A 22,408-nucleotide genomic window follows, 5' to 3' on the forward strand; every position below is an offset into this window, starting at 1 on the left:
TTTGTTTGTCTCCTGACCCGATTAATTACGCAAAGGTTTTCCGGTTTCCAGCATGTGCTTGATCCGGGCCTGGGTTTCGGGGGTTTTCAGCAATTCGACGAAGAGGCGCCGCTCGACGGTGATCAACCATTCCTCGTCGACCAGGCTGCCGGTTTCGACTTCGCCGCCGCACAGCGCGATGGCGGCCGACTTGGCGACCTTGTAGTCGTGCGCGGAAATCATGCCGCCCTCCTTCATGTTCACCAGCATCATTTCCAGCGTCGCGATGCCGTTCTTGCCGGCGACCGGGATGGCGCGGGCCATCGGCGGCGGGGCGTAACCGGCATCGGCCATGGCACGCGCTTCCTTGATGGCGACGAAGAGCAGTTCGTGGGCGTTGAACAGGATGGTGTCGGAAGGCTTGGCAAAGCCCATGTCGATGACTTCGACCGCGCTCTTGGCAACCTTGGCCATGGCGATGGTCTGGAACACCGGCTGCAGGAAGTTGAACACTTCCCCCGGCGTTGCCGATTGCGCGGCCCAGTCGGCAGCGCGTACGGCAAACTCCTTGCAGCCGCCGCCGGCCGGAATCAGGCCGACCCCGGCTTCGACCAGGCCGACATAGCTTTCCAGCGCCATGACGCGCTTGCCGGCGTGCATGACGAATTCGCAGCCACCGCCCAGCGCCATGCCCTGCACCGCAGCGACGGTTGGAACCTGCGCGTATTTCAGCGTCTGCGAAGCGCGCTGGAACTTCTCTACAGTCTTTTCCAGCATGTCGAACTGGCCGGCGGCACAGGCTTCGCCGACCTGCTGCAGGTTGGCACCAACGGCAAACGGTGCTTCGTGCCAGACCACCACGCCGTCGAGCGTCGTTTCGGCGTGGCGCACGGCGGCGATCAGGCCGTCCAGCACCTCGTCGCCGATGGTGTGCATCTTGGACTTGAAGGAAATGATGCCGATCCCGCCATCGATCGCCGGCAGACGCCACAGGCGAACGCCGTCGTTTTCGTAGAGCGTTTCGCCCGACTTTTCCGGCACAGCACCGGCTTCACCGAGCACACGCTCGGGGAAGAGCTGGCGCTGGTAAACCGGCAGCGTCGAGCGCGGCACGTAAGCATTCTTGCTGGCGGAATACGAACCTTCGGCGGTATGCACGCCGGTACGCCCCGCTTCCAGCGACCACGCCGGCAGCGGTACATTGCTCATGCTGCGGCCGGCTGCGATGTCGGCGGCGACGGCCTGGGCGATCTCGCGCCAGCCGGCGGCCTGCCAGGTTTCGAACGGCCCCTGCGCCCAGCCGAAGCCCCAACGCATCGCCAGATCGAGATCGCGGGCATTGTCGGCGACGTGTTCGAGCTGCACCGCCGCGTAGTGGAAGATGTCGCGGAAGATGGCCCACAGGAACTGCGCCTGCGGATGCGTCGCGGCACGGAGTGCAGCAAACTTCTCGGCCGGATTGCGCATCTTGAGGATGGCATCGACTTCGGCGGCGATTTCGCCGGCCGACTTGCGGTAATCCTGCGCGGCCAGGTCGAGCACCTGGATTTCCCTGCCCTGCTTCCTGAAGATGCCGCAACGGGTTTTCTGGCCCAGCGCGCCCTGCCCGATCAACGCCTGCAGCCACGCCGGGGTCGTGAAGTAGCGGTGCCACGGGTCATTCGGCAAGGTGTCCTGCATGGTCTTGACGACGTGCGCCAGGGTGTCGAGGCCAACGACGTCGGCGGTGCGATAGGTGGCGCTCTTCGGACGGCCGATCTTCGGGCCGGTCAGCGCATCGACTTCGTCGAAACCGAGGCCAAAGGCCTGGGTGTGGTGCATGACGGCGAGGATGGAGAAGACACCGATACGGTTGGCGACGAAATTCGGGGTATCGAGCGCACGGATGACGCCTTTGCCGAGGCGCGAGGTCAGCCAGGTTTCCAGCGCATCGAGCGTGCCGGCATCGGTGCTCTGCGTGGCGATGATTTCAACCAGGTGCATGTAGCGCGGCGGGTTGAAGAAATGGATGCCGCAGAAACGCGGCCGGATGGCTTCCGGCAGGCCCTGGGCCAGCGCGTTCATCGACAGGCCGGAAGTATTGGAAGCGACAATCGCCTTGGCGCCGATATGCGGCGCGATCTTCGCGTAGAGGTCGTTCTTCCAGTCCATGCGCTCGGCGATGGCCTCGATGATCAGGTCGCAGTCGGCGAGCAGCGGCAGGTGCTCGTCGTAATTGGCGGCGTCGATGAACTTGAGCTTGCCCTTGCTGGCGAGCGGTGCCGGGTCGAGCTTCTTGAGGCCGTCGAGGGCCTTGTTGACGATGCCGTTCTTGTCGCCTTCCTTGGCCGGCAGGTCGAACAGCAGCACCGGCACATTGGCATTGGCGAGGTGGGCGGCAATCTGCGCGCCCATCACGCCGGCACCGAGTACCGCGGCTTTCTTAACGATCAGCTTGTTCAAGCTTGTCTCCTTTTGTTGGTCTGGTCTGGTTTCGTCAAAAATAAAACGAACGTTTGAATTATAGACAGTGCGCACTTCCGGTCAAGGCATTTTTCCTTGCCCGTTCAGTGACTGGCGGTTTTTGCTCCCGCCTGGCCGGGAAGTTTCACCAGGAAGGCGGCCAATGCCGGCAGGAGCAGGATGGCACCGGCCATGTTCACGATGAACATGAAGGCCAGCAGGATGCCCATATCGGCCTGGAACTTGAGCGCCGAGAAGGCCCAGGTACCGACACCGATGGACATCGTCGCGGCCGTGAAGCCGATTGCCGTGCCGCGCTGGCGCAGCGCCTCGAGGAAGGCGGCAGGCAGGCTGACGCCCTTGTGCAGCTCGTGCTCCATGCGCTCGTAGAGGTAGATGCCGTAATCGACGCCGACGCCGACGCCAAGCGCGATCACCGGCAGCGTGGACACCTTGAGGCCGATGCCGAGCAGCGCCATCAAGGCGTTGCACAGCACGGCAACGATGGCCAGCGGCAGGATGATGCACAGCGTCGCCCGCCACGAGCGGAACTCGATCAGGCACAGCAGGCTGATCGACCCGAACAGCAGCAGCAGCATGGTCACTTCGGCAGCATCGACGGCTTCGTTGGTCGCCACCATCACGCCGACATTGCCCGAAGCCAGCTTCAGTTCGAGGTTCTCGGACGGATTGGCGGCGATGAACTTCTTCACTTCGTTCACCACATGGGCAATCGTGCTGCCTTCATGGTCGCGGGTGAAGATCATGATCTGCATGGCGTTGCAGTCGGTATCGAGCAGACCGGTGCTGGTGTCGATCGGCGTCACCGACTGGGCAAGGATGCTCGGATCGCGCGACAGCACGCGCCAGCGCGGATTGCCTTCGTTCCAGCCGGCGTTGACGGTCTTGGCCATGCCCGGCAGCGAGAGCACGCCCTGCACGCCATGAACGTTGCGCATCGTCGACTCGAAGCGGTCGAGCGTGTCCATGATCGTGAAATCGGTGCAGGCGCCGTCGACATTGCGCGACTGGGCGATCACCGACAGCACATCGACGCCAATCGAGAAGCTGTCGACGATGGCCGCCGTATCGCGGTTGTAGCGCGAGTCGTCGTGCAGTTCGGGTATGCCCTTGCCGAGGTCGCCGGTGCGCAGGTCGCGCGATTGCCAGGTGCCGACGGCCAGCAGCACGGCGGCGGCGACCAGGATGAGCAGCGCCGGCCGCGGCGCGGCGGCACGCTTCAACCACACCCACAACCAGTCACCGCTGTTCTTGCGGCCGGCCGAGCGTTGCCGCTCGCTGGGCGACAGGTCCATCCACGACAGCAGGATGGTCAGCAGCATCTTGTTGGTCACGATCATCAGCGCGACGCCCAGGCTGGCGGTGATCGCCAGTTCACGGACCATGTCGATCTCGATGTAGAGGATGACCATGAAACCGAGCGCATTGGCCAGCAGGGCCATCGCCCCGGGCATGAACAGCTTGAGGAAGGACTTGTGCGCGGCGGTCAGGCCGTCGGCGCCGCCGATCACTTCGAGCTGCCAGGCGTTGGTCATCTGCACCGCGTGGCTGACGCCGATCGAGAAGATCAGGAAAGGCACCAGGATCGACATCGGGTCGATGCCGTAGCCGAGCAGCGGCAGCAGGCCGAGCAGCCAGATCACCGGGATCATCGCGCAGATCAGCGCGACCGCCGTCAGCTTCGCCGAACCGGAATACAGATAGAGCAGCACCGCCGTGATCACGAAGGCGACCAGGAAGAAAAGCAGGACCGCACGCGCGCCCTCGGTGATGTCGCCGACCGCCTTGGCGAACCCGATGATGTGCACGGTGACGCCGTCCTTCTGATGGCGGCTGCGGATTTCCTCGAGCTTGCCGGCGACCGCCGCGTAATCGAGGCGGGCACCGGTCGACGGATCGACTTCGAGCAGTTCGGCGCTGACCAGCGCGCCCTTGAAATCGTTCGACACCAGGCGACCGACGCGTCCCGACTTGAGCACGTTGGCGCGAACCTCTTCAAGGTCTTCCGGGGTGCCGGCGAAATCGGCGGGAATCACGTTGCCGCCGGCAAAGCCATCCTCGACGACTTCGATGAAGCGGACGTTGGGCGTGAACAGCGACGTCACCGAAGCGCGTTCGACACCGGGCAGGAAGAAGACCTCGTCGGTGACTGCCTTGAGCGTGGCGAAGAACTCGGGCGTGTAGATGTCGCCTTCGTCGATACGCAGCGCCAGCAGCACGCGGTTGGCACCGCCGAAGGTCTTCTGGTACTCGGTGAAGGTCTGCATGTATTCATGCTTGAGCGGGATCATCTTCTGGAAACCCGCATCGACCCGCAACTGGGTCGCCGACCAGCTGAGCGCCAGGGTGATCAGCACGAACAGCGCCAGGAAGCTGCGTCGCCAGCCGAACAGGACCTGGCCGATGGCGGTTACGACGGAATTCGTTTTCATTGTTTTTCTCCGCTTGCCGCATCGACACGGGCAACAGCGCCTTCGCCGAAAATCATTGCCTCGCCGGCGACCGGCGCCGGTACCGCCGCCGTCCACAGGCGGCTGCCCTGCACCGGCAACCGCTTGAACGACGTACCGCCGTCACGGCTGCCGAGTACGGTGCCGTTCTGGCCGACCAGCACGATGCTGCCGTCGGTCGTCATGGTGCTGCCGAACAGCGAACCGGCGCCCTCGCTGGTCAGCGTTTGCCAGCTGTCGCCACGGTCGTCGCTGCGCAGCACCGTGCCGCGCATGCCATAGACCAGCACGCCACCCTGGGCCAGCGGCTGGATGCCGAAATACGAGCCGGCGTAGGCCGGCGGCAGAATTTCCCAGTTGGCACCGCCATCGTTCGAGCGCAGCAAGGTGCCGGCCTCGCCGGCGATCATCAGGGTGCCGTCGGCCAGACGGGCCAGGGCGTTGAAGTGACGGTCGCCGTCGACGATCTGGCGTTCGTTCCAGTTCAAACCGCCGTCGGTGCTTTCGAAGACGGCACCGTAGGCGCCGATGGCCAGCACGTGCTGCGGACTGACGAAAGCGACGTCGAGCAAGGGACGCAGCTGTTCCGGCGCACTGAAAACCGCTTTCCAGGTCTGGCCGCCATCGTCGCTGCGCACGATCGCGGCATCGTGACCGACGGCAACGCCGAGCAGGTCGGCAAAGGCGACGGCATTCAGGGTCGTTTCGACGCCGCTGGGCACCCGGCGCCAGGCGCCGCCCTCGTCGTCGGAAATGAAGATGTAACCGCGCTCGCCGACCGCAACCAGGCGCTGGCCGGCGCGCTGCGTATCAAGCAGCAAGGCGTTGTTCAGGGTGATTTCGGTGGCCGGCATCGGCGGCCCCTTGCGTGCCGAGAAGGCATAGCTGACGGACAACGCAACGAAAACGGCAAAGATCAAACCTATGCTTTTGTTCATGAAGATTCCCGGAAGTTGGCATGCAGGCTGTCCTGCGGGGCCGCTATCGCCCCGCAGGAAGCCCAGGCCGGTCAGCGCTTAGCGCGTTCCGATGCCACGCAGGCCGGCCGGCGTGAAGTCCGCCGCGCTGCGCTTGGTCTTTTCCCAGACCTTGGGTTCGTCGTTGCGCAAGCCCATCGCCAGGTAACGACCGGACTGCAGGTCATGGTGCACTTCGATGGTGCCGTAGAACATCGGCACGTCGTAGAAGTTGATCGCATGCTGTTCCGAAACACGCCACAACTCGCCGCGTGCGTCGTACTTGTCGGAGACCATGATCATCCAGCTGTCTTCATCGATATAGAAGGTGCGCTTCTTGTAGATGTGGCTGGTGCCTTCCTTCAAGGTCGCCTCGACCACCCAGACGCGGTGCAGCTCATAACGTGCATGATCCGGGTTGATGTGGCCCGGACGCAGGACGTCGGCCATCTTCACCTGGTTGCCGGACAGCTTGTAGGAGTTGTACGGAACGAACAGCTCCTGCTTGCCGACCAGCTTCCAGTTGTAGCGGTCGGTGGCGCCGTTGAACATGCCGAAATCGTCGTTGGTGCGCAGACCGTCGGCGGCCGTGCCCGGATTGTCGTAGGCGACGTTCGGCGCCAGACGGACACGACGCTGGCCCGGATTGTAGGTCCACGCGGTACGCGGCTCCTTCAACTGGTCCACCGTTTCGTGCACCAGCAGGATCTGGCCGGCCAGGCGGGCCGGTGCCGTCACCGTCTGCAGGAAGTTCACCAGCTTGTTCGGCTCGCGGTCCTTCTCCGGCTTGGTCAGGTTGCCATAGGAAAAGTCATACTCGTACTCGAAGCGCACCGGCGTATAGGCGCCGTCGCGCGTCACTGCCGCCTGGCTCCAGTTCATCGCATAGGTATCGCCCTTGTAGCGCATGACCGTGTTCCAGATCGCTTCCAGGCCATCCTTGGGAATCGGGAAGGGAACACCGCCGGTGGTCCCGGTCACGCCGGCACCGCCGCTGACCAGTTTGGCGCGGGTGGCGTTGGCCATCGTGTCGTCCAGATTGGCCTTCGGGAAGGTCGCGCTGCGCTGCGTCGGGTAGACGTTCATCTTCCAGGTCGGATATTTCTTGAGCATCGCGATCTGACCCGGCGTCAGCTGTGCCTTGTACTTGTCGGCGTTGCTGGCATCGATGGTGAACAAGGGCTTGTCGGCAGCGAACGGATCGGGATAGTGGCCGCCCGGCACATGACCGGCGACCGGCTTGGTCAGGCCGCCGGTCCAGGCCGGGATCGTGCCCGCCGCATTAGCCGCTGCCTCGGCGCCCATCGGCGTCAGGCTCTTGCCCAGCTTGGCAGCATCGGCTGCCGACACCTGGGCGTGCACGGCCGTCCCGGCAAAAGCCAGAACAACCGCAGTGCTCAGCATGGATAGGGTTCTTTTCATGTTCTATGTCTCCTGGTGTCTTGTCGTTGGTGCAGATCAGAACGAATAGCTCAGGCTGATCGACAGGAAATCGCGGTCAACCATGGGGTTGGTGTGGCTGGCGTAGCTGGCGGACTGGCCGGCCGGCAAGGCTCCGGATGCCGCATTTGGTGTATCGGTCCCGGAAATTTTCTTGCCACCAAAAAACGCAGTATAGGCAATATCCGCTTGCCAATTCTGGCGATAATTGAAGCCAAAACCTAACGTCAGCGCCTTGGCACCTTCGTTGAAAGTCGGGCTACGACCATCCACATCATGCGAAAAAGCCACCCGCGGGGAGACCGTGACCGCGCCGATGGCGTTCGGATAGTCTAGACGACCAACCAGGCGATACCCCCACGAATTCTCAGTAGCAAAACAACCGCTGGAAGTCGAATTAAAAGCGCTGCTCGCCGACGAACCGACCTGCGGAAGATGGCATCCTGATGCGGCAAATTTGATGTTGGAGGGCAATTCCAAGCGGGTGTAGCCAACCTCACCGACGACAACCAATTGTTCGGCACCAAATGTCGGACCGAAGGCCTTGGTACCGGTAACTTGAACCTGATGCATCCTGACGCGACGATAACCCTTGATCTCCGTACCATAAGCAACACTTGCGGCTTGCACTGGATCAGTACTGGTTAGCTGATTGCCGATACCCAGCGCTGCTCCCAGCAACTCAGCCGAGGGAAGTTGCAATGGCTGGTTGGGGCGGTAGGAATACTCTCCCTGGAGAGCGATGCCGTTTGGCAGAGCCGTATTGAAACTAAAGCCAAACAGCTTGATATCTTCCGGGTATTCAACAAAATAGGTTCCAGCCCGACCAGCTGCTGCTGCACAAGCAGCATTGGTTGCATTCAGCGCCGACAGGTTGGTGGCTTGGTCAAGGGTTAGTCCTTGCCCCATCAAGGCGCCAATATTGCCCGCCGTATGCAATGCGCCAAATGTCGGAATATTCAGAGCCGTACAAGCTGGATTACCGGTGGCAGCTAGCGGAACACCCGCAGCCGTAAGGACCCCTTGTTCAAAAGCTCCGATATTATTGGAAATTGTTCCTGCTGCGCTTATGCCACCCCGATATCCCGACACAAACGGGGTACGACTATGGTAATTGGCATGAAAGAAACCGAATTCGGTATTATTCAACTCAGGGGAGAAATAGCGAAAAGCAATCCCATACTGACCGTCATTGCTAGCATCTCTATCTTTCGAACGAGGCGCCCACAGTGCCGCATTTGCGTTACTCGGAAAAACGCCAGCATTACCATTTATATCGTTGCGACGACCGAACCCGGTATAAGCGATATTACCCCCTTCGGAAACGAAATCATTCGTGCTGAAGAACGAACCCGCCGGATCGATCTTGGTTTTCTTCCACTCGGTCAGTAGCGCCACCTCGACCGAAAGATTGTCAGTCAATTCCTGCGAGGCGTAGGCCATCGTCGTGGGGATGAAGCCTTCCTTCAGTTCCGAACCGGGAGCACGCAGGCGGCTGACGTTGACCGGGTTGAGGACATTGATACCGTTCTGGATGAAGGTGCTTTCCCCCCAGCTGACCACCTGTTTGCCCAGGCGCAGATTGAGATTGCGATCGCCGACCTTGAAATTTCCGCGCACATAGGCATCGAGAATCTCTGCATCGGAGCCGAGAATGTCCCGCGCATCGCGGGTGAGACTATCTTTGGCACGAATCGTTGGGTCGTAGAAATACGAACCACGGACGAAGGCGCCGAAGTTATGGTATTTCAGCTCAAGATCATGCGTCGCCTTGAGCACGGTCGACACCAGTTCGCCCCGCTTGTAGCGCAGGTTGCCGTCGTCGGAATTGGGATCGCGCGATGTTCCGCCGTTGGCGATGCTGATCAGCGAACTTTCCGGTTTCTCCATGCGCCACAAGGCGCCCAGCGAAACCGTGGTATCGAAGCTGCCGCTCAGTTCGCCATGCTGGAACTCGAAAGCCATGACCGACGTTGAACCGCCGGCCAGGGCGATCGCCACCGCAGCACCCAGGGTGCTGCGACGAAACCCCGGATAGCGGGAATTGCCTGTTTTTTGTCTCATCCAAATCTCCTCCTGTTTATCAGATCGGGGGGGCCGATCACGTCTACTACGAGTTTTGACTACCTATTTCCAGACTTCCGGAATCGTGCGTACCGATCTTGTGCCGGTATCGCATTGCTAAAACCACCCTGCTTGCTACCTACTGCTGATTACACGGACTCCTTTCGCGATGAGATGCCCGAATCCAGCAAAAATTTGATCGGCCCACCGGTAAAAGGTGCAAACCCGGTTCCAAATATTACGCCCGCATCCGCCAGATCGGCATCGACGATGACACCGTCGCGAACCAGTGCCTGCGTGCGCTCAACCAAAGGCTTGACCAGTTTCTCGGCCAGCCCCGGCGGCACCGTGGCGGCAACGGCCTTGGCCGGCTTGCCATCCTTCCACGCGTAGAAACCCTGACCAGATTTCTTGCCCAGCTGCTGACGTTCGACCCGAGCAAGCAGGCAGCGTGGCGCCTCGGCGCCGCCCGCCAGCTGCTGGCCGGCCGCCATGGCGATATCGAGGCCGACCGTGTCGATCAGTTCGATCGGTCCCATCGGCATGCCGAAGGCGAGCATCGCCGCATCGACCGTTTCCGGCGAAATACCGTCGTCGACCGCACGCATCGCCGCCAGCATGTAGGGCGCGAGCACCGCATTGACCAGGAAACCGGGCGCGCTCTTCACCGGCAGCGGCAGCTTATCGATCTGCTTGACGAAGGCACAGGCGGCGCGAACCATCACCGGATCGGCGCCGTCGGCCTCGACCACCTCGACCAGCGGCATCATCGCCACCGGATTGAAGAAGTGGATGCCGACCAGGCGCTCCGGCCGGACCAGCGCCGAGCGCAGGTCTTCCAGGCGCAGGCTGGAGGTGTTGGTGGCAAGCACCGCGTCCGGCTTCATCCGCGGCTCGAGGCTGCGGAACAGCGCGTGCTTGGCCTCGACGTTTTCGAAAATCGCTTCGATGACGACGTCGGCGCGAGCGGCACCGGCGCCGGCCGGATCGGGAATCAGGCGGTCGAAGGCGGCGCGGGCGCGTAGCGGATCGCGCAGCTTCTTCTTGAACAGCGCGTGCGCCCGCTTTATCGCCGGAGCAATGCGCTCGACCGACTGGTCCTGCAGCGTCACCGTCAGGCCGCGGAGTGCGCACCAGGCGGCGATGTCGCCGCCCATGACGCCGGCACCGACGACATGCACGTGTTTCGCCACGAAATCGCCGTCCTTGCCGAAGCCCTTCAGACGCTCCTGCAAATGGAAGACGCGCAGCAGGTTCTTCGCCGTCGGCGACTGGATGATGCGGTCGACGACGGCCGGCGCCGCCAGCGCGTTGCCGTCGTGCTTCTGCCACAGGTCGATGATCGCGTAGGGCGCCGGATAGTGCTCCGGACGCGCCTTCTTCGCTACCTGCTTGCGCGCGCCGTTGGCGACCACCGCTTTCAGCGGACCGGCCAGCAGCTTCTGGACGAAGGGTAGCGGGCGGCGCGGACGGTTCGACAACAGCAGCTTGTGTGCGGCCATTTCCATCACGCGCGGCGGCACACATTCGTCGGCCAGCCCGAGGTTGCGTGCCCGCTTGGCGTCGAGCGACTTGCCGGTGAGCATCAGGTCGAGCGCCGCCGCCGGACCGACCCGCTGCGGTAGACGCAGCATGCCGCCCCAGCCGGGGAAGATGCCGAGCATGACTTCCGGCAGCGCCAGCTTGGTGCCCGGCTCGTCGACCGCCAGGATGTAGCGGCAAGCCAGCGCCAGTTCGAGACCACCGCCCAGGCAATGGCCGCGAACCAGCGCCAGCGTCGGATATTTCACCGCCGCCAGCCGGTTGAACAGCTCCCAGCCGCGCGCGACCAGCGCCCTGCCCTTTTCCGGCGTGTTCAATTGCGAGAACTCGCCGATGTCGGCGCCGGCGATGAAACCGGCCGCCTTGCCCGAACGGACGATCAGCCCCTTGGGCGGATAGAGGTCGAGCTGGTCGAGGATCTGCGCGAATTCGGCCATCACTTCGGCCGACAGCGCGTTGGTGCTTTCTCCGGCGCGATCGAGCACGGCGACGGCGATGCCGGATTCTTCCTTGTTGAGTTGCCAATGTTTCATGATCAGCAGGCCTCCACCAGCATGGCACCGCCGAGACCACCGCCGATGCAGATGGTCGCGACACCGCGTTTTGCCTGATTACGCCGCAGCACATGTAGCAAGTGCAGGACAATGCGCGCGCCGGAAGCACCGACCGGGTGGCCGATGGCCACCGCACCGCCGTCAACGTTGAGCCGGTCCTCGGCAACTTCGCCGAGCGCAGCATCCAGACCGAGTTGCTCGCGGCAGTAGGCCTCGTTGTTCCACGCCGCCTGACAGCCGAGCACCTGCGCGGCGAAGGCTTCGTTGAGTTCCCAGTAATCGATGTCGGAAAGCTGCAGACCGTGGCGCTGCAGGATCGGCGTCGAGGCATGCACCGGGCCGAGGCCCATCTGCTCCGGTTCCAGCCCGGCCCACTGGCTGTCCACGATCTTGCCGATGGGCTGCAGCCCCCATTTGTCCACCGCCTCTTCCGAGGCCAGCAGCACCCAGGCAGCGCCGTCGGTGATCTGCGAGCTGTTGGCGGCGGTGATGTTGCCGTATTTCTTGTCGAAGAACGGGCTCGGCTTGGCCATCCCGGCCAGCGTCGCATCGGCGCGCACACCATCGTCCTCGGCGTAAACCTTGCCGTTGCCATCGACCAGCGGCACGATCTCACCGAGATGGCCGGCCGCGCGGGCGGCGATGGCGCGCTGGTGGCTGCGCACGGCGAATTCGTCCATCTGCTGGCGACTGATGCCGAACTTCCAGGCCAGGTTTTCCGCCGTCTGACCCATCAGCAGGCCGACGACCGGGTCGGTCAGCCCCTTCATCAGGCCGATCACCGGCGTCAGCAGCGCGGCCGGCCGCAGCTTCAGGAAATGGCCGAGTTTCTGGCCCATCGTGCGCATGCCCATCATGCCGGCAAACCAGCGCACCATCGTGTCCGAATACAGCAGCGGCGCCCGCGACAGCGCATCGACGCCACCGGCCAGCACCAGCTCCGAACGGCCGCACTGGATGTTGGCGATGGCCGAATCGATGGCCTGCATGCCGCTGGCGCAATTGCGCATCACCGTCCAGCCCGGCACCTTCTTGCCGCAACCGAGGCGCAGCGCGACCATGCGGCCGATGTTGGTCTCGTCCGGCGACGGTGCGGCGCAGCCGAGGATGACCTCGTCGAGATCGGACGGCAGGAAAGGCTGGCGCAACAGCAGCGCCCGACCGGCCTGGGTCGCCAGGTCGGAAGCGGCGAATGGCCCCGGCCCTTTCTGCGCTTTCAGGAACGGCGTGCGGGCGCCGTCGACCACGTAGATCGTCCTCATCAGGCGGCCATCCGGTTGTCGGCCGGCTTGTTGGCCGTAGCCACGCCGTAGTCGAAGGGGAAGTCATCGACACGGACGACGATGTCACGCAGGTGGTTGCGCCGCTTCATCACTTCGTATTCGGCGGCGTTGATGACGCCGGCCTCGAAGGCGACGATGGCGATGTCGCGGACGTTGGCCTGCGGATTGCCGTCGAAGCGGCCGTCCTTCTCGGCGGCGCGGATCTTGGCCTCGATCTGCTCGGCTTCCAGCGTTGCCTTGAGGGCCAGTTCGATGGCGCCAACCGGTTCGTTCTCCTGCAGCGGCAGGTAGCATTCGGCGGTCAGTCGATCACGCGTGGCCGACGGCGCGATCAGCGCCTTCGCCACCTGGTGGCCGACCTCGTCGGACGGCACGACATACGGATGGCCCCAGGGGAAGACGATGCGATTGACCAGGGCGGCGATGAAGCGCACCGGGAAGTTGGCGATGACGCCGTCGAAGGCTTGCTGCGCCTTGTACATCGCGTCCCAGATCGCCCAGTGGGCGAGCGGCGCGTCTTCCTTCTTGCGGCCTTCGGCCTCGTAACGCTTGAGCGTGCAGGAGATCAGGTACATCTGCGCGAGGATGTCACCGAGGCGCGCCGACAGCTTTTCGCGGCGCTTGACGCTGCCGCCGAGGACCAGCAGCGAGACATCGGAGAGGAAGGCAAAAGCGGCCGAGAAGCGCGTCAGTTGCTGGTAGTAGCGCTTCATTTCCGGCGCCACGTCGGTGTTGACCGTGACGAAGTGCGAACCGGTCAGGCCCTGGCGGAAAGCGCGCCAGCCGTTCTTCACGGTGAAGCCGATGTGGCCGAACAACGCACGGTCGAAATCAACCAGCCCCTGGCGGACGTCCGGATTCTGCGCGGCGCGCATTTCCGGCAGCAGGTAGGGGTGGCAGCGAATCGCGCCCTGACCGAAGATGATCAGCGAACGGGTCAGGATGTTGGCGCCTTCGACAGTGATCGCCACCGGAATCTGCTGGTAGGCACGACCGAGGAAATTCGACGGACCGAGGCAGATGCCCTTGCCGCCGATCACGTCCATGCCGTCGTTGACGACGACGCGGGCACGTTCGGTGACGTGGTACTTGGCGATGGCCGAAACCACCGACGGCTTCTCTCCGAGATCGACCGCGCCGGCGGTCATCTTGCGTACCGCGTCCATCATGTAGGTGTAGGCGCCGATGCGCGTCAGCGCTTCCTCGACGCCTTCGAACTTGCCGACCGCCATCTTGAACTGCGAGCGGACACGGGCGTAACCGCCGACGGCACGCGCCGTCATCTGCGCCATGCCGGTGTTCGACGACGGCAGCGAGATCGAGCGCCCGGCCGCCAGGCACTCCATCAGCATGCGCCAGCCCTGCCCGGCCATCGCCGGGCCGCCGATGATGAAGTCGAGCGGCATGAAGACTTCCTTGCCGCGCGTCGGCCCGTTCATGAACATGGCATTGAGCGGGAAGTGGCGGCGACCGGTATCGACACCCGGATGATCGTAAGGGACCAGCGCGCAGGTGATGCCGATATGCTTCTTGTCGCCGAGCAGACCGTCCGGATCATAGAGGTGGAAGGCCAGGCCAAACACCGTGCACACCGGCGCCAGCGTGATGTAGCGCTTGTCCCAGGAGACGCGCATGCCGAGCACTTCCTTGCCCTGATACATGCCCTTGCAGACAACGCCGGAATCCGGGATCGATGCCGCATCTGAACCGGCCCACGGGCTGGTCAGCGCGAAGGCCGGCACCTCGATGCCCTTGGCCAGGCGCGGCAGGTAGTGGTTCTTCTGTTCCTCGGTACCGTAGTGCAGCAGCAATTCGGCCGGGCCGAGCGAGTTCGGCACCATCACCGACACCGACAGCGCGGAGGAGCGCGTCGACAGCTTGGTCACCACCTGCGAGTGGGCATAGGCCGAGAACTCCAGGCCGCCGTACTTCTTCGGGATGATCATGCCGAGGAAGCCTTTATCCTTGATGTAACGCCAGGCTTCGTTGGGCAGGTCGTAGAGTTCGTGCGTCACCTTCCAATCGTCGACCAGGCGGCAGGCTTCCGCGCATTCCTTGTCGAGGAAGGATTGCTCCTCGGCGGTCAGCTTGGGTACCGGGTAGGCGTGCAGCTTCTGCCAGTCGGGCTGACCACGGAACAGCTCGCCCTCCCACCAGACGGTACCGGCTTCAAGCGCGTCGCGCTCGGTGTCGGACATCTGCGGCAGGACCTTGCGGTAGGCGGAAAAAATGGACCGGGTGATCAGCGCGCGGCGCAGCGGCCGCACCGTGACCAGCCCGGCCAAAGCCACCAGGGCAAGTACCCCGAGCAGAGGGATGGTGTTGTCGAACATGCATGTCTCCTTGGTATTTTTTTAATTTGGGTCCGGGCTTAGCGGCCGGATTGATCGAATTGCGGCAGGGGGGCGCGCAGGCCGCCGATGAGGAAGGACATCAGACGTGGCACCAGGCGGTCGAGACGGTCGACCGAGTCTTCTTCCTCGATCTGCCAGTCAGTGACCAGGCGCAGCGCGTCGGTCCCGGCGATGGCGTATGAGGTGGCGCCAAGCATGAAATGGAAGCGCCAGACGATCTCGGCCTTGGGCACATCGGGTAGCGCCCGGAACAGCGCTTCCTTGAAGCGGTCCATGACCACCTTGTACTCATGGGCGAGGAAGGCACGGATGAATTCCGACGGCTCGGTCAGCGTCCGCCCGAGCAGGCGCAGGAAGGTCATGCCGCCACGTGCATCGTCCTCGGCCATACGCAGCAGCGTGCCGAAAAAGGCATCGACGATCAACGACGGCTTGACCGGCTGACCACCCGCTTCCGCTTCCAGGCGATCGAGGACGCGCATGCGCTCCTCGTTCAACCAGTCGAGACGACGGCGGAAGACTTCCTGGATCAGCGATTCCTTGGAGCCGAAGTGGTAATTGACCGCAGCCAGATTGACGCCGGCCTCGCCGGTAATCTGGCGCATTGAGGTGCCGTCGTAGCCATGCGCCATGAACAGGCGCTCGGCGACATCAAGGATGCGTTCGCGGGTATCGGTGTTGCGCACTTCTGCCATCTAGGACTCCACAATTCATACGTTCGTTTGAATCATAAAAAAAGCCGTGGCAATTGGCAAGCACTTTGTTGACTGAAAAACTCGGGTAAGAAATCAGGCGTTGCGCTGGCGGATGAAATCCATGACCTGCTCGGCCGGCAAAGGCTTGCTGAACAGATAGCCCTGAACCAGATCACAGCCACGATCACGCAGGTAGTCGAGCTGCGCCTCGGTCTCAACGCCTTCGGCGACCAGCGTCAGGCCGAGATTGTGCGCGAGGCCGATAGTCGCGTCGCAAATCACCTGTCCATCGACATCCTGGCCGATTTCCTCGACGAAGGAGCGGTCGAGTTTGAGCTTGTCGAGGGCGAACATGCGCAGGTAACTCAGGGACGAATACCCGGTACCGAAATCGTCCAGTGCCAGGCTGACGCCCATGTCGCGCAGCAGGTCGAGGACGCGCACCGTTTCGTCGGGATGCTCCATCGCCACCGACTCGGTGATCTCGAAAACCAGATCGCCCGGCGGCAGCGAATAGGCCTCGATCACCCCGCGCGCCAGTACCGACAGGTCGCTGTTGCGCATCTGGATCGCCGAAATGTTGATCGCCATCTTGACTCCGGTCAGGCCGGCTTCGCGGAAGGCTGCCAACTGGCGACACGCCGCCCAGATGACCCAGTCACCGATCGGCTGGATCAAGCCGGTTTCCTCGGCGACGCCGATGAACATGCCCGGCGCCAGCAAACCACGCTCGGGATGCTGCCAGCGGATCAGCGCCTCGACGCTGGAAACCCTGCCGGTACGCAGGTTGATGATCGGCTGGAAATGCAGCCGGAACTCATCCCGGCCCAGGGCCAGACGTAGCGCATGCTCGATGCCCAGACGCTCGACCGCCGCCTCGTTCATCTTGGCATCGAAGAACTGGAAGTTGTTCCGCCCGGCCGATTTGGCGTGGTACATCGCCGCGTCGGCATTGCGCATCAGCGTCTCGCCGTCCTCGCCGTCCATCGGGTAGATAGCGATGCCGATGCTGGGCGTGGTGTACAAGGTGTGGGCGCCGACCGGGTAAGGCTCGGCAACCCGCATCACCAGTTTCTCGGCGACCATTGCCACCGATGAGGAATGCTCGATGCCGCTCAGCATCACGACGAACTCGTCGCCACCCAGGCGCGCCACCAGATCGCTTTCGCGCACGCACTGACGCAAGCGCCGGCTGACATGGATGAGCAGCTCGTCGCCGACGTGATGGCCCAAGGTATCGTTGATGACCTTGAAGCGGTCGAGATCGATGAACAGCAGCGCCACCCGCGCCGATTCCCGGCGCGCCACGGCCAGCGCGTGCTCCAGCCGGTCCTTGAGGCTGAAACGGTTGTTCAGCCCGGTCAACATGTCGTGATGCGCCATGTAGTGGATCTTGGCTTCGGTCGCCCGCTCGGTCGACACATCGGTGAAATGCGCGACGTGGTAGCGGATATCGCCCTGGTCATCGCGTATCACCGAGACCGACAGCCATTTCGGATACACCCCGCCATCCTTGCGGCGATCCCAGATTTCACCCTGCCAGAAGCTCTTTTCCTTGATCGCGGCCCACATCCGCTTGTAATCCTCCCGGCTGGTCCGGCCGGCGGACAGGATGCGCGGGTCTTGCCCGACAACCTCGTCCTGAGCATAACCGGTGAGCATGGTGAACGCGGCATTCACCGTCAGGATCCGGTTGTTGTGGTCGGTGATCATGATCGCTTCACCGCTGTGGTGAAAAGCGCTGCCCAGCAATTGCATCTGGGACTCAAGCAAGCGGATGTCGGTGATGTCCTGTGCCGTACCGATGGACCGCAACGGCTTGCCGGCCTCATCGTAGAAAGTTTCGCCGCGCTCCCTGATCTGCTTGATCCGGCCATCGGGCATCACCATCCGGTGCTCGACCTCGTAGGGCTGACGGGTGGCCAGCGCGGCCTGGTAGGCTTGATCGACGCGCCCCCGGTCTTCCTCGTGGACCATTTGCAGGAAATGTTCGTAATCCACCGGCCCCTGCACCGGATCGATCTCGAAAATCTGGTAAAGCTCGTCCGACCAAGAGAGCTCGTTTCTCTCCAGATCGAGTTCCCAACTGCCGATTCCAGCCAGGCGCTGGATTTCCTGCAGTTGTTGACGACTGCGCTGCAACTCGCCCGCCAGCTTTGCCGGGAGCGTGAGGCGATCGACAAGCCAGCGCCAGATCATGAATGCATCATCCTTTTTTTGAATTTGCCGTCATTGTGCTCAGACAATGCGCAAACATCAATCAGCCTGCATCCGGTAAGCGCGGACTGGCCTGCTCATACTGGAGAAAACGGCAAGCCACAACGGTTCCGGTTTTCCGCTCCCGGTAATGCTCGACGCGCTCGCTGCGCAACTGCCAGCTAGCCAGGGGAATTTCTTCGGGAAAGCGCGTATCGCCGGCGAAATCGCGCTCGATACGGGTCAGGTAAAAATAGCGGCAATAGGGCCAGGCTGCCGCATAGATCGATGCGCCGCCGATCACGAAGACCGGTTTGCCGGTGGCCAGTGCCCGCCGCAAGCCCTCCTCCACCGAAGACACCCGATGACAACCCGGACGCAAGGCAAGATCGGCCTGGCGCGAAACGATGAATGAATCCGGCGGCACGACATCCATCGACTCGTAAGTCAGCCGGCCGATGACCAGGGCCGCGCCGGCGACCTGCTTCTCGAACCAGGCCAGTTCCTCGGGAATATCCCAGGGCAACCAGTTATCCAGTCCGAGCACGCCGTTGGCGGCAACCGCACCGATGGCGGCGATCACTTGCGCATCTTCTGCCATTGCATCCGTGTCATCGACAGGGAAATGGCCGGCGTCGCCTGCCCGTTATAGACATGCGGCTTGTGCATGGAAACAAAGGCCGAACTGACCGGCGGAATGGAGAAAATGGCGTCCATCACTTCAAGGATGCTCGACTCCAGGCATTCGCAGTGCGCATTCTGCTCCAGGCGGCGAATCGCCAGGAAGATCACCTCGTAATCGACCACCTGACGGATGTCATGCGGGTCGGCGATGGCATCCATCGGCGCCCAGGCGTCGGCATGAACCACAACCGCCTGCGGGCCGTGCTTTTCAAGCGGATTGCAGCCGGTACGCAACTGTATCGTCGCATCGACCGAGGCACACCAGTGATTTTCCTGCACCTGAAACTCCTGAAAAACCCGAAAAAAAAGCGCCGAAGCGCCCTGACAGCCCCTGAGTGAACGAACTCAGGCTACCGTATTGATCAAGGTACCGGTCGTCTGACCTTCGGCATTGGTATATGCAGGGGCAACGACGGCTGGCTCGCTCGGCGCAAGAACCTCTGAAATCTGCTTGCGCAAGTCACCGAGCTGATTATTCACCTGGCCCAGCGATTCCAGCGAGGACACATTGCGCCGCGCACTGTCTGCATCTCCACGCGCCTGCACCGAACTGGTCTGCAATTGGCGCGCATTCTCCTGCGCCCGATCGGCGTCCTGTTGCGCACTTCTCGCCTGTGACTGCAAGGCCCGCGCACGCTGTTCGGCCTGCTCGGCATTACGCTGGGCCTGCTGCGTCTGCAACTGCCCCCACGCCGCCGAACCTGCGCCTTGCGCACCCGGAATCATCGCAATTACCTCACTAACAAATCACCCGCACCAGGCGGGAAATGCTCAGGCGGTCGTATTGACCAGACGCCCCGTCTCCTGCCCTTGGGCATTGATCACCGGACGAACCGTTTCTTCAGTTTGCTGAACCTGCTGTTCCGGACGCGCCTGCTGCTCGCGCCGCTCGACCTGTTGCTGCTCCTGGGCTGGCTGGGGACGTGCGGACTGAACGCTGTTGTTGGCATACGCACCGGATGCGCCTACAGATGCGATTTCCATGATCTTCTCCTGATAGAGGATTGCACCTTTACTTTACACCATTTCGGAAAATCTTCCAGCCGGAACAGAAGTTTCCCTTTAAAAAACAAACCCCGCCTCACCGTTGATACGGCTGGACGGGGCCTGAATTTCAATCAGCCCGAATGCCGGAACCAATCCGGCACACGAACTTACATCTCGACCGTAGCCGCCTGCTCCACAAACTCCGGAATCTGATCGAAGTTCATGTAGCGATAGACCTCACCGGCCTTGGCGTTCACCAGCTTGATCTGCTCCATGTACTCCGGCACCGTCACGATGCGGCCGGCCAGGGCGCACATCGCGGCCAGTTCGGCGGAGCCGAGGTAGACGCGGGTGTCGATGCCCAGGCGGTTCGGGAAGTTGCGGGTAGAGGTGGAGATCGCCGTCGAACCCTTGCGGATCTGTGCCTGGTTGCCCATGCACAGCGAGCAGCCCGGCATTTCCATGCGGGCGCCAGACTTGCCGAGGACGCCGTAGTAGCCTTCTTCGGTCAGGATCAGCGCGTCCATCTTGGTCGGCGGGGCGATCCACAGGCGGGTCGGGATGTCCGACTTGCCTTCGAGGACCTTGCCGGCGGCGCGGAAGTGGCCGATGTTGGTCATGCACGAGCCGATGAAGACTTCGTCGATCTTGTCGCCGGCGACTTCGGACAGCAGCTTGACGTCGTCCGGGTCGTTCGGGCAGGCCAGGATCGGCTCGGTGACTTCGGCCAGGTCGATTTCGATGACTGCGGCGTACTGCGCGTTGGCGTCAGCCTGGAGCAGCGTGCCGTTGGCGATCCACTCTTCCATCGCGGCGATGCGGCGCTTCAGGGTGCGGGCGTCCTGGTAGCCTTCGGCGATCATCCACTTCATCAGCGTGATGTTCGAACGCATGTACTCGACGATCGGTTCCTTGTTCAGGGCGATCGCGCAAGCAGCGGCGGAACGCTCGGCGGCGGCGTCGGAGAGTTCGAAGGCTTGCTCGACCTTGAGGTCCGGCAGTCCTTCAATTTCCAGGATGCGACCGGAGAAGACGTTCTTCTTGCCTTTCTTCTCGACGGTCAGCAGGCCAGCCTTGATCGCGTAGTACGGGATGGCATTGACCAGGTCGCGCAGGGTGATGCCGTCCTGCATCTTGCCCTTGAAGCGGACCAGCACCGATTCCGGCATGTCCAGCGGCATGACGCCGGTGGCGGCGGCAAAGGCGACCAGACCGGAACCGGCCGGGAAGGAAATGCCGATCGGGAAGCGGGTGTGCGAGTCACCGCCGGTACCGACGGTATCCGGCAGCAGCAGGCGGTTCAGCCAGGAGTGGATGACGCCGTCGCCCGGACGCAACGAGACGCCGCCACGGGTGCTGATGAAGGACGGCAGTTCGCGGTGCATCTTGACGTCGACCAGCTTCGGATAGGCGGCGGTGTGGCAGAAGGACTGCATGACGAGGTCGGCGGAGAAGCCGAGGCAGGCCAGGTCCTTCAGTTCGTCACGGGTCATCGGGCCGGTGGTGTCTTGCGAACCGACGGTGGTCATCTTCGGCTCGCAGTAGGTGCCCGGCAGGATACCGGTCACGCCGCAAGCCTTGCCGACCATCTTCTGGGCCAGCGAGTAGCCCTTGCCGTTGTCGGCCGGGTTCTGCGGCAGGCGGAACAGCGTCGATTGCGGCAGGCCGAGGAATTCACGGGCCTTGGTGGTCAGGCCACGACCGATGATCAGCGGAATGCGGCCGCCAGCGCGGACTTCGTCGAGGATGACGAGGGTCTTGAGCTGGGATTCGGCAATCACGGCACCATTCTTGGTGGCGGTGACCTTGCCGGTGGCCTGGTCGACCTTCAGTTCGATCTCGTCGCCCATGTCCATCTGGCCGGCGTCGATTTCGATCGGCAGGGCGCCGGCATCTTCCATCGTGTTGAAGAAGATCGGGGCGATCTTGGAACCCAGGCAGACGCCGCCGAAACGCTTGTTCGGGACGAACGGGATGTCTTCGCCGGTAAACCACAGCACGGAGTTGGTAGCGGACTTGCGGGAAGAACCGGTACCGACCACGTCACCAACGTAGGCGATCAGGTTGCCCTTCTTGGCCAAAGCTTCGAGTTGCTTGATCGGGCCGCGCGAGCCCGGCTCGTCGGCTTCGATACCCGGACGCGGGTTCTTCAGCATGGCCAGCGCATGCAGCGGGATGTCAGGACGCGACCAGGCATCCGGCGCCGGCGACAGGTCGTCGGTATTGGTTTCGCCGGTGACCTTGAACACGGTCAGCTTCTGCGAAGCCGGCACAGCCGGGCGCGAGGTGAACCACTCGCCATCGGCCCAGGATTGCATGACGGCCTTGGCGTTGGCGTTGCCGGCCTTGGCCAGTTCGGCGACATCGTGGAAGAAGTCGAACACCAGCAGGGTCTTCTTCAGGCCTTCGGCGGCGACGGCGCCGCAGGTCGGGCAGGCGAGCAGGTCGATCAGCGGCTTGACGTTGTAGCCGCCGAGCATCGTGCCGAGCAGTTCGGCAGCCTTCTCGCGGGAAATCAGCGCACAGGCTTCTTCGCCCTTGGCGACCTTGGCCAGGAACTCAGCCTTGACCTTGGCGGCATCATCGACGCCAGCCGGCACGCGGTAGGTGATCAGTTCGACCAGGGCGGCTTCTTCGCCGGCCGGCGGGTTCTTCAGCAGGGCCACCAGTTCGGTGGTCTGTTGCTTGGACAGGGGCAGCGGCGGGATACCGAGGGCTGCACGCTCTGCTACGTGGGCGCGATAGGCTTCAAGCACGGCGA

Annotated in this window: 15 protein-coding genes; all 15 read right to left on the reverse strand. The window is 62.8% G+C overall.

The features are described 5' to 3' along the window. Positions 1-21 precede the first annotated feature (21 nt). Positions 22-2,421 (reverse strand): 3-hydroxyacyl-CoA dehydrogenase/enoyl-CoA hydratase family protein, encoded by a 2,400-nt coding sequence (locus G471_RS0113590; protein WP_028995825.1) that lies wholly within the window; start codon positions 2,419-2,421, stop codon positions 22-24. A 104-nt stretch (positions 2,422-2,525) separates the two neighbouring features. Further along, positions 2,526-4,874, reverse strand: coding sequence for an efflux RND transporter permease subunit (locus G471_RS0113595; RefSeq protein ID WP_028995826.1), 2,349 nt, complete (start codon positions 4,872-4,874; stop codon positions 2,526-2,528). Further along, the gene (locus G471_RS0113600) at positions 4,871-5,830 is read right to left on the reverse strand and encodes a WD40/YVTN/BNR-like repeat-containing protein (RefSeq protein WP_028995827.1); all 960 of its coding nucleotides are present in this window, start codon (positions 5,828-5,830) and stop codon (positions 4,871-4,873) included. Before G471_RS0113600 ends, G471_RS0113595 begins: the two co-directional genes overlap by 4 nt. 78 nt (positions 5,831-5,908) lie before the next feature. Continuing rightward, positions 5,909-7,270 (reverse strand): DUF1329 domain-containing protein, encoded by a 1,362-nt coding sequence (locus tag G471_RS0113605; protein WP_028995828.1) that lies wholly within the window; start codon positions 7,268-7,270, stop codon positions 5,909-5,911. Positions 7,271-7,306: 36 nt separating this feature from the next. Continuing rightward, positions 7,307-9,352, reverse strand: coding sequence for a DUF1302 domain-containing protein (locus G471_RS17730; RefSeq protein ID WP_051295495.1), 2,046 nt, complete (start codon positions 9,350-9,352; stop codon positions 7,307-7,309). 149 nt (positions 9,353-9,501) lie between these two features. Continuing rightward, positions 9,502-11,427: a 3-hydroxyacyl-CoA dehydrogenase NAD-binding domain-containing protein gene (locus G471_RS17735; protein WP_043421631.1), complete on the reverse strand. Its 1,926-nt coding sequence runs from the start codon at positions 11,425-11,427 to the stop codon at positions 9,502-9,504. A gap of 2 nt (positions 11,428-11,429) precedes the next feature. Continuing rightward, a complete protein-coding gene (locus G471_RS0113620; RefSeq protein WP_043421633.1) occupies positions 11,430-12,710 on the reverse strand; it encodes an acetyl-CoA C-acetyltransferase in 1,281 nt (426 codons plus the stop codon). Then, positions 12,710-15,064, reverse strand: coding sequence for an acyl-CoA dehydrogenase (locus tag G471_RS0113625; RefSeq protein WP_028995830.1), 2,355 nt, complete (start codon positions 15,062-15,064; stop codon positions 12,710-12,712). Before G471_RS0113625 ends, G471_RS0113620 begins: the two co-directional genes overlap by 1 nt. Before the next feature lie 38 nt (positions 15,065-15,102). Further along, complete coding sequence (locus G471_RS0113630) at positions 15,103-15,780, reverse strand: TetR/AcrR family transcriptional regulator (RefSeq protein WP_028995831.1); 678 nt, start codon at positions 15,778-15,780, stop codon at positions 15,103-15,105. A 93-nt stretch (positions 15,781-15,873) separates the two neighbouring features. Continuing rightward, entirely contained in the window at positions 15,874-17,979 is a 2,106-nt protein-coding gene (locus G471_RS17740; RefSeq protein ID WP_157272522.1) for a putative bifunctional diguanylate cyclase/phosphodiesterase, read from the reverse strand. 61 nt (positions 17,980-18,040) lie between these two features. Next, complete coding sequence (locus G471_RS0113640; RefSeq protein ID WP_028995832.1) at positions 18,041-18,559, reverse strand: dihydrofolate reductase; 519 nt, start codon at positions 18,557-18,559, stop codon at positions 18,041-18,043. Then, positions 18,556-18,939, reverse strand: coding sequence for a dihydroneopterin aldolase (locus tag G471_RS0113645; RefSeq protein ID WP_028995833.1), 384 nt, complete (start codon positions 18,937-18,939; stop codon positions 18,556-18,558). Before G471_RS0113645 ends, G471_RS0113640 begins: the two co-directional genes overlap by 4 nt. 66 nt (positions 18,940-19,005) lie before the next feature. Further along, positions 19,006-19,386 carry an RND family efflux transporter gene (locus G471_RS0113650; RefSeq protein WP_028995834.1) on the reverse strand — a complete coding sequence of 127 codons (381 nt, stop codon included), beginning with the start codon at positions 19,384-19,386 and terminating at the stop codon, positions 19,006-19,008. Positions 19,387-19,431: 45 nt separating this feature from the next. Continuing rightward, positions 19,432-19,644, reverse strand: a complete 213-nt coding sequence (locus G471_RS0113655; RefSeq protein WP_028995835.1) for a hypothetical protein — start codon at positions 19,642-19,644, stop codon at positions 19,432-19,434. Positions 19,645-19,814: 170 nt separating this feature from the next. Then, positions 19,815-22,403 (reverse strand): bifunctional aconitate hydratase 2/2-methylisocitrate dehydratase, encoded by a 2,589-nt coding sequence (gene acnB / locus G471_RS0113660; RefSeq protein WP_028995836.1) that lies wholly within the window; start codon positions 22,401-22,403, stop codon positions 19,815-19,817. Positions 22,404-22,408: the final 5 nt, after the last annotated feature.

Origin of the sequence: Azonexus hydrophilus DSM 23864 (assembly GCF_000429605.1) — a bacterium.
GTDB lineage: Bacteria > Pseudomonadota > Gammaproteobacteria > Burkholderiales > Rhodocyclaceae > Azonexus > Azonexus hydrophilus.